Below are 14,967 nucleotides of genomic sequence, written 5' to 3' on the forward strand. Positions count from 1 at the left end.
TCAGTCGAAGAGGTCGGGGTCGGACGCGGTGATCTGATCCCACAGCGGGCGCGCCTGGAACCAGCCGGCCAGATGCCCGCCGATCTGCCCCCGGGTGAGCAGGGCCGTCTCACGGTCGATGAGCTGCGGGGTGCCCGCCGCCATCGCCAGGAGCTGCGCCTGGCAGGAGCGCTCCATGGTGACGAACCACCACACGGCCTCGGCGACGGAGTGGCCGACCGTGAGCAGCCCGTGGTTCTTGAGGATGACCGCCTTGAAGTCGCCGAGGGCCTTGGCGACCCGCTCGCCCTCCTCGGTCTCGTTCACGACGCCCCGGTAGTCGTCGTAGATCCCGTGGTCCTCGAAGAACGCGCAGGCGTCCTGGGTGATCGGGTCGAGCGGGATGCCGAGGCTGGAGAAGGCCTTGCCGTGCAGGGAGTGCGAGTGCGCGGCGGCGACCGCGTCGGGGCGGGCCGCGTGCACCCGCGAGTGGATGACGAACGCGGCCCGGTTCACCGGCCTCCGCCCTTCGAGGACGTTCCCCTCGTGGTCCACCAGGATCAGGTCCGAGGCCTTGATCTGGGTGAAGCTCATGCCGAACGGGTTGACCCAGAAGGCGTTCGGGTCGCCGGGATCGCGCACGGTGATGTGCCCGGCGACGCCCTCCGAGAAGCCGAACCTCCCGAAGATCCGGAACCCGGCGGCGAGCTGTTCCTTGCGGTACGCGCGCTCCTCCTCGACAGAGTCGAAGGTGGGCGGCAGCGGCACGATCGCGCCTTCGGGCAGCGGCCCGACGGCGGCGGCGATGGCGGGCGGCACGGTGCTCATGACGGCTCCTCGGTGAACGGGGTGTACGGGCGGGGCGTACGGCGCGCCAAAAGATACAGAGATGTATCCGATACGACAACGGATCAGGTGGTGGGGGCTCCGAACCGGGCCAGGTAGTGCCAGACCTTCTTCACGTCCTGCAGGTCGTACCGCCCCGAGCCGGCCGCCTCCTGCACGATCCGGGCGTCCAGCCGGCCGTCGACCGCGATCCGGGCCGCGAGCTCCACGTACTCCGGCCCCCGGAACGCGGGATGCCGCCGCAGTTCGTCGACGGAGACGCGGAAACCCCCGTGCCACTCCACGGCGCACGGCAGCCGCCGCGCCTCCTCCTCCACCTCCGTACCCCGGTGGCTCGGGTCCAGGACCAGTGCCTCCACGTCCCGCCCGATCACGAGCGGGCCGTGGACCTGCGCCTCGATGTAGTCGTCGAGCGGATCCTTCTCGTCGGCCTCGGCGAGGGCGATCAGGCGCATCCGGGACGCGACGCCGAAGTCGTCCGGCTCCAGGAAGCTGTCCGGATAGCAGAAGGTCGCCCGGTGCAGGGCGGCCGCCGTGAGCCGCAGATGGGCCGAGCCGAAGCGGGGAGCGGCCCCGAAAGGGCGGCGGCGGAAGTCGAGGGCGCCGTACACCGGGCGCGTCTCCGCCGGGGCCGCGTCGTACGCCCCGCCGAAGATGCGGCTCTCCCAGCGCCAGCGGTCCCCGCCGGGGTGGGCGGTCAGGCCGCCGTTGCTGGTGCCGGTGGCGAACTGGGAGCGGTAGACGCCGTCGTCCGCGAGCCGGTGCAGGAAGTGCGGGTGGAAGTTGACAGTGACCCGCAGGCTCGGGTCGAGGGGTTTCCCGGTGGAGCGGTCGGTGACATGGGCGAGGGCCCGCCGGGCGTGATCGTGGAGGGGTGTCATCAGGGCAGTGTGGCGGAGCGACGGGGGTTGCGGCCCGGGGTTTTCGGTGGCTACGGTCGAGGCGTGGGGGAAAGCGCTTTCCCCCTGCGTTCACCGCCGCCCGGCCCCGTCCCGTACCGCCCCTGGAGTCCACCGCGTGCCCACCGCCGACGTCCTCGTCTACACCCGTACGGCGGGATACCGCCACGACTCCATCCCCGCCGGCGCCACCGCCCTCGCCGAGCTGGCGCGCGAGCTCGGAAAGGCCGCCGAGATCACCGAGGATCCGGCCGTCTTCACCCCCGAGCGGCTCGGCCGGTGCGCCGCCGTCGTCCTGCTGTCCACCACCGGGAACGTCCTGACGCCCGAGGGACGCACCGCCTTCGAGGCGTACCTCCGGGGCGGCGGCTCGCTCCTCGCCGTGCACGCCGCCGCCAACGCCGAACCCGACTGGCCCTTCTACGGCGAGCTGCTCGGCACCCGGTTCGACGGCCATCCCGAGATCCAGCCGGGCCTGGTCCTCGTCGACGCCCACGACCACCCGGCGACCGCCCCGCTCCCGGAACGCTGGGCCCGCACCGACGAGTGGTACAACTTCACCTCCGATCCGCGGGCCGCCGGCGTCCGGGTCCTGGCCCGTGCCGACGAGTCCACCTACCGGGGCGGCACGCACGGCGACGACCATCCGCTGGTCTGGTGTCGGGAGGTCGACCGGGGGCGCTTCCTCTTCACCGCGCTCGGGCACGCCTCGGAGACGTACCGCGACCCGGCCTTCCGTGCCCATCTCTCCGGCGCCCTGGCCTGGCTCACGGCCTGAGTCCGCACCCCCGGCCGCCCGGCGGGCGGTCACCCCACCGCCCCGCCCCTGTTGCGCCGACGCCCAGGGAGCGGAAGGTTGCAGACGGGGGCCGATGACAGGAGGAGGCACGTCATGGGCATCGCCACCGTGAACCCCGCGACCGGCGAGACGCTGCGTACGTACGAGGCCCACGGGCCCGAGGAGGTCGAGCGGCGCATCGCCGCCGCCCACGAGGCGTACCGCCAGTACCGCACGACCTCCTTCGCCGAACGCTCCCGGCTCATGCGCGCCGCAGCGACCCTCCTCGACGAGGACACCGAGGACATCGCCCGCACCATGACCACCGAGATGGGCAAGCCGATCGCCGCCTCCCGCGCGGAGGCCGGCAAGTGCGCCAAGGCCATGCGCTGGTACGCCAAGCACGCCGAGGAGCTGCTCGCCGACGAGCACCCGGCCGAGAGCGACGTCCAGGACTCCGGGGCCGACGTGGCCCGGGTCCACTATCGGCCCCTCGGCCCGATCCTCGCCGTGATGCCGTGGAACTTCCCGCTCTGGCAGGTGATCCGCTTCGCCGCGCCCGCGCTCATGGCGGGCAACACCGGCCTCCTCAAACACGCCTCCAACGTGCCGAGGACCGCGCTCTACCTGGGCGACCTCTTCCGCCGCGCCGGATATCCCGACGGCTGCTTCCAGACCCTCCTCATCGGATCCCGCGAGGTCGAGGGCGTGCTCCGGGACCCCCGGGTGGTGGCCGCCACCCTCACGGGCAGCGAGCCGGCCGGCCGGTCCGTCGCCGCCGTCGCCGGCGACGAGGTGAAGAAGACCGTCCTGGAGCTCGGCGGCAGCGACCCGTACATCGTCATGCCCTCCGCCGACATCGTCGGGGCCGTGAAGACCGCCGTCACCGCGCGCGTGCAGAACAACGGGCAGTCCTGCATCGCCGCCAAGCGGTTCATCGTCCACCAGGACGTGTACGACGACTTCTCGGAGCGCTTCACCGCCGCCATGAACGCCCTCACCGTCGGCGACCCCCTCGACGAGGCCACCGACGTCGGCCCCCTCGCCACCGAGCAGGGCCGGGCCGACCTGGAGGTGCTCGTCGACGACGCCGTGGCACGGGGCGCCACCGTCCTGTGCGGCGGACACCGTCCCGAGGAGTCGGAGCTCCGGAACGGCTGGTACTACCGGCCCACGGTCCTCACCGGCATCACCCCGGAGATGCGGATCCACCAGGAGGAGACCTTCGGCCCGGTCGCCACCGTGTACCCGGTCAGCGACATCGAGGAGGCCGTCGCCGTCGCCAACGACTCCCCGTTCGGCCTCAGTTCCAACGTGTGGACGCGCTCCGCGGAGGACGTCGCGTTCTTCGTCCGCGACCTGGAGGCGGGCGGTGTCTTCGTCAACGGCATGACGGCCTCGCACCCGGCGCTGCCCTTCGGCGGGATCAAACGCTCGGGGTACGGGCGTGAGCTCTCCGGGCACGGCATCCGCGAGTTCTGCAACCCGACGACGGTCTGGCAGCGGGCCTGACCCGCCGGGGGCTCAGCCCGCCGTCCACTCCAGCAGCCGTTCCGCCGGCCAGGTGTTGATCACCCGGTCCGGCGGGACCCCGCACTCCTCGGCCCGCGCGCAGCCCAGGATCTGCCACTCCAGCTGACCGGGCGCGTGGGCGTCCGTGTCGACGGCGAAGTACGTGCCCGCCGCGACGGCCTGCCGCAGCAGCCGGCGCGGCGGGTCGAGGCGCTCCGGGCGGCTGTTGATCTCCACCGCCGTACCCGACTCGGCGCAGGCGGCGAAGACACGCTCCGCGTCGAACGCGGACTCAGGACGCAGCCGCCCGCCCGCCACCAGACGTCCCGTGCAATGCCCGAGCACGTCCACCAGCGGGTCGCGTACGGCCCGTTCGAGCCGGCGGGTCATCGACCGGGCGTCCATCCGCAGCTTCGAGTGGACCGAACCCACCACCAGGTCCAGGCGGTCGAGCAGCTCCGGCTCCTGGTCGAGCGAGCCGTCCTCCAGGATGTCGCACTCGATCCCGGTGAGCAGCCGGAAGGGCGCCCACTCCTCGTCGAGCCGCGCCACCACGTCCAGTTGCTCCCGCAGGCGCTCGGGGGACAGGCCCCGCGCCACCGTGAGCCGCGGCGAATGATCGGTGAGCACCGCCCACTCGTGCCCGAGCGCCGCCGCGGCGAGCCCCATGGCCTCGATCGTGGCACCGCCGTCCGACCAGTCCGAGTGCAGATGGCAGTCGCCGCGCAGCGCCGCCCGCAGCGCCTCACCGCCCTGCCCGTCCGTCTCCTTCGGGCCCAGCGAGGCCTGCAACTCGTCCTCCAGATGGGCCAGATACTCCGGCACCCGGCCCTCCAGAGCTTCCCGCACCACCGCCGCCGTCTTCGGGCCGACGCCCTTCAGGGACTCCAGCGTGCCGTCCGCCGCGCGCCGGTCCGCCTCGCCCTCCGGCAGCGCGGCGACGGTGGAGGCGGCCGTACGGAAGGCACGCGCCCGGTAGCCGGGCGCCTGGGCGCGTTCGAGGAGGAACGCGATGCGGTTCAGCGCGGCGACCGGGTCCACGACGACCTCCTCACCCACCGCCGGGGGCGGATTCGGCCGCCACCGGCGACGGCCCGATCTCGCACCACACCGCCTTGCCCTCGCCCCGCGGCTCCACGCCCCACCGGGACGCCAGCGCGTCGATCAGGAGCAGCCCCCGCCCCGAGGTGGCGGCCTCGCCGGGAGTACGCCGCCGGGGCCAGGCACTCGACCGGTCCTGCACCGAGAGCCGTACCCGCCGCACCGGCTCCGGCAGCACCTCCAGGGTCAGCACCGCTCCGCCCTCGGTGTGCAGCAGCACGTTCACGAGGAGCTCGCCCGTCAACAGCTCGGCGTCGTCGACGAGTTCCGGCATGCCCCAGTCGCGCAGCGCCTGCCCGACGGCCGCACGCGCGTCCGAGAGGCCCTGCGGGTCGGCCTGGTGGATGTACTGGTGGATGCGCGGCGCCCGGGGCGTGCCGGGGTCCGGGCTGCGGCGCAGCACGAGGAGCGCCACGTCGTCGCCCGAGCCCCACCGCTCCCAGAGCCGCTCGGAGAGGTGATCGGCGAGCGCCTCCGCCTGCGGCGGGCCGCTGCTGATGGCGCCCGACAGCGCGGCGAGACCGGACTCGATGTCCGAACCGGGCTGCTCGACGAGCCCGTCCGTGCAGAGCACCAGCGTCTCGCCGGGCACGAGGTCCAGCCGCGTCTCCGGGAACTCCTCGTCCCCGAACACGGTCGCCAGACCCAGCGGGAGCCCGCCCCGCAGCTTGGGCTGCCCGACCCGGCCGTCGGTGTGCCGGATCAGCGGACCGAGATGCCCGGCCCGTACGGCGCGCAGGGTGCCGCCCGCCAGGTCCACCTGCGCGTACGTGCAGGTCGCGAAGCGGTTGGTGTCCAGCTCGGCGAGGAACCGGGAGGCCCGGGCGAGGACGGTCGAGGGGGCGTGGCCCTCGCCGGCGTACGCGCGCAGGGCGATCCGCAGCTGCCCCATGATGGCGGCCGCGTGCGTGTCGTGGCCCTGGACGTCGCCGACGACGATCCCGACCCGGCCGCGGGGCAGCGGGATCACGTCGTACCAGTCGCCGCCGACCTGGCGTCCGCTCCACGCCGCGTGGTAGCGGACGGCGATCTCGCCGCCGGCGAACTGCGGGATCCGGCGCGGCAGCATCGTCGCCTGGAGTCCGGTGGCCAACTCCCGCTCCTCGTCGAAGAGGATCGCCCGCTGGAGCGACTGGGCGACGATCGCCGCCAGCCCGAGGGCGAGGTTGCGCTCGTCGGCGTTGAAGGAGGTGCGGCCCCGGTAGAACAGGGCCATGCCGCCCAGCGAACGCGCCTGCGCCACCAGCGGGAGATAACAGGCGGCCCGGAACTCCAGGCGCGTCAGGTAGGGGGCGAGCTCGGGGAAGTCCCGCCCCAGGGACGGGAACGAGGAGACGAACCGGGGCCGGCCGCTCAGTACCGCATCGGCCAGCGGGAGTTTCCGGTCGAGACGACGGCTGCGGAAGTCGTTGAGCACGTCGAGGGACTCGCCGCTGAGCGCGATGATGTTGAGCGAGCCGTTCTCGACGAGACCGAGCGCGAGACCGTCCGCGCCGAGCCGGGCGAGGCCGCCGGGACCGGTCAGGGCGGCCGTCACGTCGTCCACGGTCACCGCGCGCGAGAGCGCGTTCGTCGTCCGCTCGACGATGTTCGTCTGGACCTCGCGCCGCTTCTCCAGCTCCTGCACGAAGGCGAAGTGGGCGACCTCGGCGGTCGTGTCCCGCACGACGCCGACGATCCGCCGGGCCCGGCCGTCCGGCGAGCGCAGGATCCGCGCCTGCACATGCGTCCAGTGGGGTGAGCCGTCGGCCTGCGGGATGGGGAAGTGCGCCGTGTACGAGGTCGCGCCACCCTTGACGGCCCTCCGTACGACGTCGTCCAGCTTCTCCCGCTCGTCGGGGGCCAGACGCGTCACGATGGACCCCGGTCGCCCGTCGAAGGCGTCCGGGGCCAAGCCGAAGATCAGCAGCCCTGACTCGTCGACATCGATGCTGCCCCTGTCGAGATCCCAGTCGAAGCTGCCGGTCCGGTTCATGGCGAGCCACTCGGCGGGCCCGATCTCGCCACTGCGCGTACGCCGGTCGTCATCGGTCATCCTCCCCATTGTCGAACCCGCACCCCGCGGACGCCATGGCGGTGACACGGCGTGGCGCGAGTTCGCCGCGGCGGGCGTGTGCGAAGGCGGCCCGTCGGGACCGGCGGCGGGGGGCCTTGCCGGGACTCGGCATCCGGCGGCGGGGGGTCTTCCCGGGCCCTGGCATCCGGCGGCGGGGGGCCTTCCCCGGGCCTCCGGCATCCGGCGGCGCGGGGCCTTCCCAGGCCCGCGGCACCCGGCCGCGCGGGGCCCTCCCCGGGCCCCCGGCGGCACCCTGCCCCGGCGCGGGGCCTTCCCGGGCCCCGGCACCCAGCGGCGCGGGGCCTCCTCGGACCCTGCCCGGACTGCGCCGGGTGCCTGGGCCCGTGGGACCGCGGCCACCGGGCCGGGGCAGAATGGGCCGGTGCAGCCGCCCTACCGTGTTCTCGGCCCGTGCCAGGCCTTCCGTACCGACGACGGGACGGAGGCCGCCCTGAGCGGTGCCAGGCTCCGGGCCCTCCTCACCGCGCTCGCCGCCGCAGGCGGGCGCACGCTGGGCCCCGGCGCGCTGATCGACCAGGTGTGGGCCGACGGCGACCCGGCCGACGACCAGGACCGTACGGCCGCGCTCCAGGCCCTGGTCGGCCGCCTGCGCCGCGCCCTCGGCCGTGAGACCGTCGTCTCGGCGCCCGGCGGCGGCTACCGGCTCGCCGCCGGCCCGGACGCCGTGGACCTGCACCTCTTCGAACGGCTCGCAGCCGAAGGCGCCGCCGCCCTCGCCGACGGCCACGCCGAGCGGGCGGCCACGCTCCTCGACGAGGCCCTGGGACTCTGGCGCGGGCCCGCACTCGCGGACCTGCCCGGCCGGGACACCGACCCCGTGGTCGTACGCGTCGAACAGCGGCACGCCCAGGCGCGGCGCGACCGGCTCGCCGCCGACCTGGCCCTCGGGCGGGCCGTCGACGTCCTCGCGCCCCTCGCCGCGCTCGCCGCCGGGCAGCCCCTCGACGAACCCCTCCAGGCCCTGCGGATCCGTGCCCTGCGCGCGGCGGGACGGCCCGCCGAGGCCCTCGCGGCGTACGAGGAGGTGCGCGAGGCCCTCGCCGAGCGGCTCGGCACCGACCCGGGGCCGGACCTGCGCTCCCTGCATGCCGAACTCCTCGCGGAGGACGGGCCCGTACCCGCCCCGCCGCGTACCCTTCCCGCCCGCCTGACCTCGTTCATCGGCCGGGCCGAGGAGCTCGGTTCGCTCGCCGTCGCCTGGGAGGAGAGACGGCTCGTCACGCTCACCGGGCCGGGCGGCGTGGGCAAGACCCGGCTCGCCCTGGAGGCGGCCGGGACGTACGACGGCCCCGTCCACCTCGCCGAACTCGCCTCCGTACGCGAGGAGTCCACGGTCGCCGCCGCCGTCCTCACCGCGCTCGGGGCCCGCGAGACCCAGCTCTGGCACACCCCGACCGTCGCCCCGGCCGGACCGAAGGACCGGTTCGCGGCTCTCGTCGAGCACTGCGCCGGGCGCCGGATGCTCCTGGTCCTCGACAACTGCGAGCACGTCGTCGCCGAGGCGGCGGAGCTCGCGCAGGCGCTCCTCACCCGCTGCCCGGGCGTGACCGTCCTCGCGACCAGCCGCGAGCCGCTCGGGGTACCGGGGGAGGAGGTACGGCCCCTGGGCCCGCTGCCCGTGGACATGGCGCTCCGGCTCCTCGGGGAGCGGGGCGCGGCCGCGCGCCCGGGCTTCGACGTGGCGGAGGACCCGGAAGCGGCGGAGGAGATCTGCCGCCGGCTCGACGGGCTGCCCCTGGCGATCGAACTGGCGGCGGCGCGGCTGCGGATGCTGTCGGTCCGGCAGATCGCGGACCGTCTCGACGACCGCTTCCGCCTGCTGACCTCGGGCGCCCGGACGGTGCTGCCGCGCCAGCAGACCCTGCGGGCGGTGGTCGACTGGTCGTGGGACCTCCTCGACGAGGCCGAACGGGCGGTACTGAGGAGGCTGGCGGTCTTCACGGGCGGCTGCGACCTGACGGCGGCGGAGACGGTGTGCGGGGGCGGCGCGGAGCCGGGGGCACAGGGCGCGGGTGGCGCGGTTGCGTATGTGCCGCAGGTCCTGGGTGCGGGTGGCGCGGCTGCGTACGTGCCGGAGGTCCCGGGTGCGGGTGGCGCGGCTGCGCAGGCGGCACAAGCCCCGGGCGCTGATGCCCTGGACGTTCCTGGTCCCGATGCGCCGGACGTGTCCCGCGATGTGTCCGGCGGCGCGCCTGGCGGCGCGCCCGGCACGGGCGCCCTCGGCCTGCCCGACCTCCCGCGTGCCGACGTCCTCGACGTCCTCGACGTCCTTGATGTCCTCGGCGCCCTGGTCGACAAGTCGCTCGTCGTGGCCGCCCCGGACGACGCCGGGATGCGTTTCCGGCTCCTGGAGACCGTCGCCGAGTATGCCGGGGAGCGGCTCGACGAGGCCGGGGAGCGGACCGCGGTCGCGCGGCGGCACCTCACGTACTACCGGGAGCTCGCCCGCAGGACCGACCCGGAGCTGCGCGGTTCCGGCCAGATCGCCGCCATCGCCCGGTTCGAGCGGGAGCACGGCAACCTGCGCGGCGCCCTCCGGTCGGCCGTGGCGCTCGGCGACGAGCAGGAGCTGCTCTGCCTCGTCCACGTGCTCAGCTGGTTCTGGCAGCTCCGCAACCACCAGGTCGACGCCCGCACCTGGGCCGCCGAAGCGGGCCGCATCGGCCCCGACCCCTTCCAGGAGCCCGTCCGCCCTGCCGAGCCGCTGGACGGACGGTGCGTGGACGTGCCGCCGCCGTGGACCGGCGAGCGGTTGTGGGAGGCCCGGCGCGGCGGCCGGCTGTACGCCCTCGCGACCGAGGGCGGCGAGGGCGCGAGCGCCCTCGAACGCCCCGAGACCCGTGCCCGGCTCACCGCCCTCGTCGCCGCGTACCGCCCCGGCCTGCCGCAGACCAGCCGTCAGCCGGGCACGATGTGGTACTTCGCCCGGCTGATGACCGGGGAGCTCACCGGTCTCGACGAGACCCTGACCCTGATCGTCGACGCCTGCCGCGCCCACGGCCCCGGCTGGGACCTGGGCTTCGCGCTCCTCATGCGGGCCAAGCTCGTCGGGCACGGCCCCGACGCCGCCGAGGCGCTCGCCCTTTTCGAGGCGGCCGGGGACTCCTGGGGGATCGCGGAGTCCCTCGCCGCCCGAGGGGAGGCCTACGAGCGCGAGGGCAGGCTCGCCGAGGCCGCCGCCGACTTCGAGCGGGCGACCGACGCCGCCGCGCGTGTCGGCGCGCGCTCCCAGGTGCCCGTCTTCACGGCCCGCCTCGCGGCCGTACGACTCCGGCTCGTCCCGGCGGGGGACCCGGAGGCCGAACGCCTCCTGGCCGAGGCCGCCGACGAGGCCGGGAAGTGGGGCGCCGAGGCCGCCGGCACCGGCCGGCTGCTGCTCGCCCAGCACTACGGCCACACCGGGCGCACCGGCCTTGCCCGGGCCCAGCTCTCCCTCGTGGAGGGGGAGTTCGGGGAGGTCACCCCCGCGCTCTTCTGGGGCCTCGTCGGAGGCACCTGGGCGTGGCTCGACTGCCTCGACCGCGACTACGACCGGGCCCTGGAACGCCTCGCCCGGGCCGTCGTGGACGTGGAGACCCTCGCCCACCTCGTCGCCCCGCACCTGGTCGTCGCCCAGTTCGCGACCGCCGCCTGGGCCCGTGGCGGACGCGGCGGACCGGGCGACGCCGAGACGGGGGCCCGGCTCCTCGGCGCGTACGACGCCCACGCCGGCTCCGACACGGGCGGTGGCTTCCGTCCCTTCACCCCGCAGACCGAGGCCGCGATCCGGGCCCGCGCCGAGGAGGTGCTCCGCGCGGCCCTGCCGGCGGAGGCGTACACCCGCGAGTACGAGGAGGGCGCCGGCCTCGCCCTCAGGGCAGCCGCCCTCCTCGTCCGGAACTAGGCCCTATCCGAGCGACAGCCGCTCGCGCGCCTCGGCCAGGTCCTCCGGGGTCGGCGCGTCGTCCTGGGTGAGGCGGCGGCGCCAGTACCCGGTGAAGTGCACCGAGCGCCGGTCGACACCCCGCTCCTCCACGATGTGCCGCCGCAGCCCGCGCACGGCCGAGGCCTCGCCCGCCAGCCAGACGTACGGACGGCCGGCGGGCAGCGTGCCGGCCCGCACGGCCTCGGCCGGCGAATCCCCGTCACGAAGGTGGCGTACGGTCAGGTCCCCTGCCGTTGGCAGCGGCTGCTCCTCGGTCGCGTCGGGCACCTGGACGTACGCGACGGCCCGCCGCCCCGGCGGCAGCGCGGCGACGACCGTGGCGAGCGCGGGGAGCGCGCAGGCGTCGGCGTACAGCAGCGTCCAGTCGCCCGCGCCCGGATTGACGGGGACCGCGAACGCCGCCGAGGGACCGAACATGCCCAGGACGTCCCCCGGCCGCGCCGACCGCGCCCAGCGGGTCGCGGGGCCCGCGTCCTCGCCGTCCCCGTGGAGGAAGAAGTCGATGTCGACGGTCCCGGCGGCGGGGTCGTGCGCCCGGAGGGTGTAGCTCCGCATCCACGGCCGTTCCGCCTCGGGCAGCGCCGAATAGGCCCCGTACCAGCGCATCACGTCACCGTCGGGCTCGGGCACCGGCAGCACCGGCTCGGCCTGGCCCGGCCGGGGGAAGAACAGCTTCACCTGCTGGTCGGGGCCCGCCAGGACGAAGCCGTCGAGGCTCGGACCGCCGAGGGTGACCCGGCGCATGCGCGGAGTCACCGGGCGGACGGCGGTCACGTGCAGGCGGTGCAGGGGCTGGGGCTGGGGCAAGGGCTGGGGCATCGCGTACTCCTCGGGGACGGCGGGGCTGGCCCCCACCCTCCCCGTGCCGGTCGACACGACGCCGACAGCCCGTCGACGCGGGACGACCGCGGCCCCGGATGCGCTCACGGGGACCGGACACGAGAATGGCCAGTGCCGGACGAACACGTAGGAGGCGGCATGAACGCTGAGCCCGACAAGACGTCCCCGGGGGAGTTCCCGACGCCCGACCGGCTGCTGCACACAGGGTCGGAGGGCGATTACACGCCGGAGGACGTGGTCCTCGCCTCCGGTCGTGACGTGAATCCGAAGAATCTCGCATGGGCGGAACGCCGCATGGCCGAGAAGGGCCGGGCCTGCATGGACGAGCTCCTGCCGTAGGACGCACACCACCCTCCCGTAGGCCCCGGATCGGAAGCTCCGAACCGGGGTCGCGGGCATGCCGGGGGAGTCCCGAGGCTTCCGCATTTATGGAACACGTTCTACCGTGTCCGCCGTCGCGCGTCCCGAACGAGGACGTCGCGGACGCCGCAGGACGCCGCCACGGGAGGACGCCATGCACCTCGAGTACACGCCCGCACAGAACAGCCTGCGCGCCGAGCTGCGGGCGTACTTCGCCGAGCTGGTCCCGGACGACGTCCACACCCGCTACGAGGACCCGGCCGCTCAGAAGCGCTTCTACCGCGAGACCGTGCGACGCCTCGGCACCGACGGCTGGCTCGGGGTGGGCTGGCCCACCGAATACGGCGGCCGCGGGCTGACCCCCATGGAGCAGTTCATCTTCTTCGACGAGGCCGCGCAGGCCGGCGTCCCGCTGCCGCTGATGGCGCTGAACACCGTCGGCCCGACGATCATGCGGTACGGCACGGACGAGCAGAAGGCGTACTTCCTGCCCCGGATCCTCTCCGGCGAGATCGACTTCGCCATCGGCTACAGCGAGCCCGACGCGGGCACCGACCTGGCCGCCCTGAAGACCCGCGCGGTGCGGGAGGGCGACACGTACGTCGTCAACGGCCAGAAGATCTGGACGACGAACGGCGACACCGCCGACTGGGTCTGGCTCGCCGTCCGCACGGACCCCGACGCCCCGCCGCACAAGGGCATCACCATGCTCCTCGTGCCGACGAGCGACCCCGGCTACTCCTGCACGATCATCAACACGCTCGCCTCGCACGACACCACCGCGAGCTACTACGACGACGTCCGCGTCCCCGTCTCCCGTCGCGTCGGCGAGGAGAACAAGGGCTGGCGGCTCATCACCAACCAGCTCAACCACGAGCGGGTCACCCTGGCCGCCCACGGCACGATGGCGATCCGCGCCCTCCACGACGTCCAGCGCTGGGCCGCCGGCACCCCGCTCTCCGACGGCCGCCGCGTCATCGACCTCCCGTGGGTCCGCCGCACCCTGGCCCGCACCCACGCCCGCCTCGACGCGATGAAGCTCCTCAACTGGCAGATGGTGAACGCCGTCCAGAACGGCACCCTCACCCCGCAGGACGCCTCCGCCGTCAAGGTGTACGGCTCCGAGGCCCGCCGGGACGCCTACGCCGCCCTCATGGAGGTCGTCGGTTCGGCGGGCGCCCTCAAGGAGGGTTCGGCGGGCGCCGTCCTCCACGGCGAACTGGAACGCGGCTACCGCTCGGCCGTCATTTTCACCTTCGGCGGCGGCAACAACGAGATCCAGCGCGAGATCATCTCCTGGATCGGCCTGGGCATGCCCCGCGTTCGCCGTTAGGGCCGTTGTGACGCGGCTCCTGCCGACGAGGCCGGCCTGCCCGGCCCGTTCGGCACGTGGACACAGATCAAACCGACCAGGACGATGAGCGCGACCGGCCGAAGACGCTCCCGCTGAACCGCACTTCCGGACAGCCGAGGCGAGGGCCTGGATCAGCTCGGGGTTGTGGCGCCGGCACCCGACTGCCGCACGATCTCCGCGGTCGGAAACGCCGTCTGCTTGCTCTCGGTGACCAGACGGTGGAAGAAGGAGTCCACGACGACGGTAGGGCGTGCATGCCGGTCGATGATGACCGTGATCTCGGGCGGGACGTCGCTGGGGCGCCGGCCCGCGATCCAGTCGTGCAGGAAGACTTCGCGTTCCGTATCACCGCGCACGCGATCGAGCAGGTGGTATCGGAGCAGGTGGCTCGCGGTGTAGCAGCGGTCGTACGCGAGGTGGTTCGAGAGGAAGTCGGACTCGTCCGCCGAAAGGTCGAAGCGGGAACTCAGGGCAAGCCCGAAGTCGGCGAAGTAGAGCTGGTGGCCATCGGTCAGGATGTTGGCGAAGTGCGCATCGAAGTGGACAAGTCCGCGAGAACTCATGAAGGCAGCTCCGTCCATCAGAGCTTCCTCCACCCAGCGGAAGGGCGAGCCGTCCCCGCCTTCCGGCAGGGCAGCCTCGCGGTGGTCGGCCAGCCATCCGGCGAGTGTGTGCGGCACGTGCTCCAGGAAGACCACCAGGCTGTACGAGGACCGGCCGATGGCCTCCAGCCGGTCACGAACGGCGGGTGATCCCTCCCAGTGCGCGACGGCCCCCTCCAGGCCACCGAACACGTCGGTGAATCCTTCGGGAGGGGAGTCGGGCAGAACCCGCCAGTGGTACATCAGGGGGAATCCCGCGTACTCGTCGCCGAGAACCCAGTTCGTGGTCATGGTGTGCACGGCGAGCTCCCGCCAGGCACCGAAGCCGGCCGAGCCCACCCCGTACTGGTAGAACATCGGCAGTCCGAAGACGTTCGCCGTCGACCGCACATTCTCCGAGCGCAATTCGGTGGCCGTCAAAGGGATCCGCTTGACGAAGACGCGCGTTCCGTCGATGTCCAGCTCTGCCGACCTGCCGCCGATGCCCGACCCGAGCGGGGTGGCGGCTGCCACGACCTCCCCGAGCCGGTGGTCACTCAGCAAGGAGAGCTGAGTGCTCACGGTCCCGTAACCAGCCAGGCGCGAGGCGCGCAGCAGATCCTGGTCCAGCATCGACGGCTCCTCCGTGCCCGAACCAGGGCTTCGGCAATCCCATGTACGGCACCGACCTTACGCCGAAGAGGTCAGCCACTCC

The 14,967-nt window shown here is 73.9% G+C and carries 11 protein-coding genes; 5 read left to right on the plus strand and 6 right to left on the minus strand.

All coding sequences use genetic code 11. From position 1 onward, the window contains the following. Nucleotides 1-807 (minus strand): class II aldolase/adducin family protein, encoded by an 807-nt coding sequence (locus AC07AW_RS39210; protein ID WP_478820246.1) that lies wholly within the window; start codon nucleotides 805-807, stop codon nucleotides 1-3. Between the two features lie 83 nt (nucleotides 808-890). After that, nucleotides 891-1,706, minus strand: a complete 816-nt coding sequence (locus tag AC07AW_RS39215; protein ID WP_478820247.1) for a DUF3626 domain-containing protein — start codon at nucleotides 1,704-1,706, stop codon at nucleotides 891-893. 136 nt (nucleotides 1,707-1,842) lie between these two features. On the opposite strand from AC07AW_RS39215, the gene AC07AW_RS39220 reads away from it, so the two are divergent. Further along, the gene (locus AC07AW_RS39220) at nucleotides 1,843-2,502 is read left to right on the plus strand and encodes a ThuA domain-containing protein (protein WP_478820248.1); all 660 of its coding nucleotides are present in this window, start codon (nucleotides 1,843-1,845) and stop codon (nucleotides 2,500-2,502) included. Between the two features lie 114 nt (nucleotides 2,503-2,616). Then, entirely contained in the window at nucleotides 2,617-4,014 is a 1,398-nt protein-coding gene (locus tag AC07AW_RS39225) for an NADP-dependent succinic semialdehyde dehydrogenase (protein WP_478820249.1), read from the plus strand. Between the two features lie 12 nt (nucleotides 4,015-4,026). Here AC07AW_RS39225 and AC07AW_RS39230 read toward each other — a convergent pair whose 3' ends face one another. Further along, a complete protein-coding gene (locus AC07AW_RS39230) occupies nucleotides 4,027-5,055 on the minus strand; it encodes a PHP domain-containing protein (RefSeq protein WP_478820250.1) in 1,029 nt (342 codons plus the stop codon). 10 nt (nucleotides 5,056-5,065) lie between these two features. After that, nucleotides 5,066-7,150: a SpoIIE family protein phosphatase gene (locus AC07AW_RS39235; protein ID WP_478820251.1), complete on the minus strand. Its 2,085-nt coding sequence runs from the start codon at nucleotides 7,148-7,150 to the stop codon at nucleotides 5,066-5,068. Nucleotides 7,151-7,553: 403 nt separating this feature from the next. Here AC07AW_RS39235 and AC07AW_RS39240 point away from each other — a divergent pair, with 403 nt between their 5' ends. After that, a complete protein-coding gene (locus AC07AW_RS39240) occupies nucleotides 7,554-11,075 on the plus strand; it encodes an AfsR/SARP family transcriptional regulator (RefSeq protein ID WP_478820252.1) in 3,522 nt (1,173 codons plus the stop codon). Between the two features lie 3 nt (nucleotides 11,076-11,078). On the opposite strand, the gene AC07AW_RS39245 is transcribed toward AC07AW_RS39240, so the two are convergent. Further along, nucleotides 11,079-11,936: a siderophore-interacting protein gene (locus AC07AW_RS39245; RefSeq protein WP_478820253.1), complete on the minus strand. Its 858-nt coding sequence runs from the start codon at nucleotides 11,934-11,936 to the stop codon at nucleotides 11,079-11,081. Nucleotides 11,937-12,095: 159 nt separating this feature from the next. On the opposite strand from AC07AW_RS39245, the gene AC07AW_RS39250 reads away from it, so the two are divergent. Both AC07AW_RS39250 and AC07AW_RS39255 read left to right on the plus strand, forming a co-directional pair. Then, on the plus strand, nucleotides 12,096-12,296 hold the full coding sequence (locus AC07AW_RS39250) for a hypothetical protein (RefSeq protein WP_478820254.1): 201 nt from the start codon (nucleotides 12,096-12,098) through the stop codon (nucleotides 12,294-12,296). 175 nt (nucleotides 12,297-12,471) lie between these two features. Continuing rightward, a complete protein-coding gene (locus tag AC07AW_RS39255; RefSeq protein ID WP_478820255.1) occupies nucleotides 12,472-13,650 on the plus strand; it encodes an acyl-CoA dehydrogenase family protein in 1,179 nt (392 codons plus the stop codon). Nucleotides 13,651-13,802: 152 nt separating this feature from the next. On the opposite strand, the gene AC07AW_RS39260 is transcribed toward AC07AW_RS39255, so the two are convergent. Next, nucleotides 13,803-14,885, minus strand: coding sequence for a protein kinase family protein (locus tag AC07AW_RS39260; protein WP_478820256.1), 1,083 nt, complete (start codon nucleotides 14,883-14,885; stop codon nucleotides 13,803-13,805). Between the last annotated feature and the right edge of the window lie 82 nt (nucleotides 14,886-14,967).

This window comes from Streptomyces sp. NPDC044003, assembly GCF_056435185.1.

What these genes read in the sequence shown, in the direction of transcription:
- AC07AW_RS39210 (WP_478820246.1), bottom strand. Translation starts at nt 807, where the DNA reads ATGAGCACCGTGCCGCCCGCCATCGCCGCCGCCGTCGGGCCGCTGCCC.
- AC07AW_RS39235 (WP_478820251.1), bottom strand. Translation starts at nt 7,150, where the DNA reads ATGACCGATGACGACCGGCGTACGCGCAGTGGCGAGATCGGGCCCGCC.
- AC07AW_RS39260 (WP_478820256.1), bottom strand. Translation starts at nt 14,885, where the DNA reads ATGCTGGACCAGGATCTGCTGCGCGCCTCGCGCCTGGCTGGTTACGGG.
- AC07AW_RS39215 (WP_478820247.1), bottom strand. Translation starts at nt 1,706, where the DNA reads ATGACACCCCTCCACGATCACGCCCGGCGGGCCCTCGCCCATGTCACC.
- AC07AW_RS39245 (WP_478820253.1), bottom strand. Translation starts at nt 11,936, where the DNA reads ATGCCCCAGCCCTTGCCCCAGCCCCAGCCCCTGCACCGCCTGCACGTG.
- AC07AW_RS39255 (WP_478820255.1), top strand. Translation starts at nt 12,472, where the DNA reads ATGCACCTCGAGTACACGCCCGCACAGAACAGCCTGCGCGCCGAGCTG.
- AC07AW_RS39250 (WP_478820254.1), top strand. Translation starts at nt 12,096, where the DNA reads ATGAACGCTGAGCCCGACAAGACGTCCCCGGGGGAGTTCCCGACGCCC.
- AC07AW_RS39225 (WP_478820249.1), top strand. Translation starts at nt 2,617, where the DNA reads ATGGGCATCGCCACCGTGAACCCCGCGACCGGCGAGACGCTGCGTACG.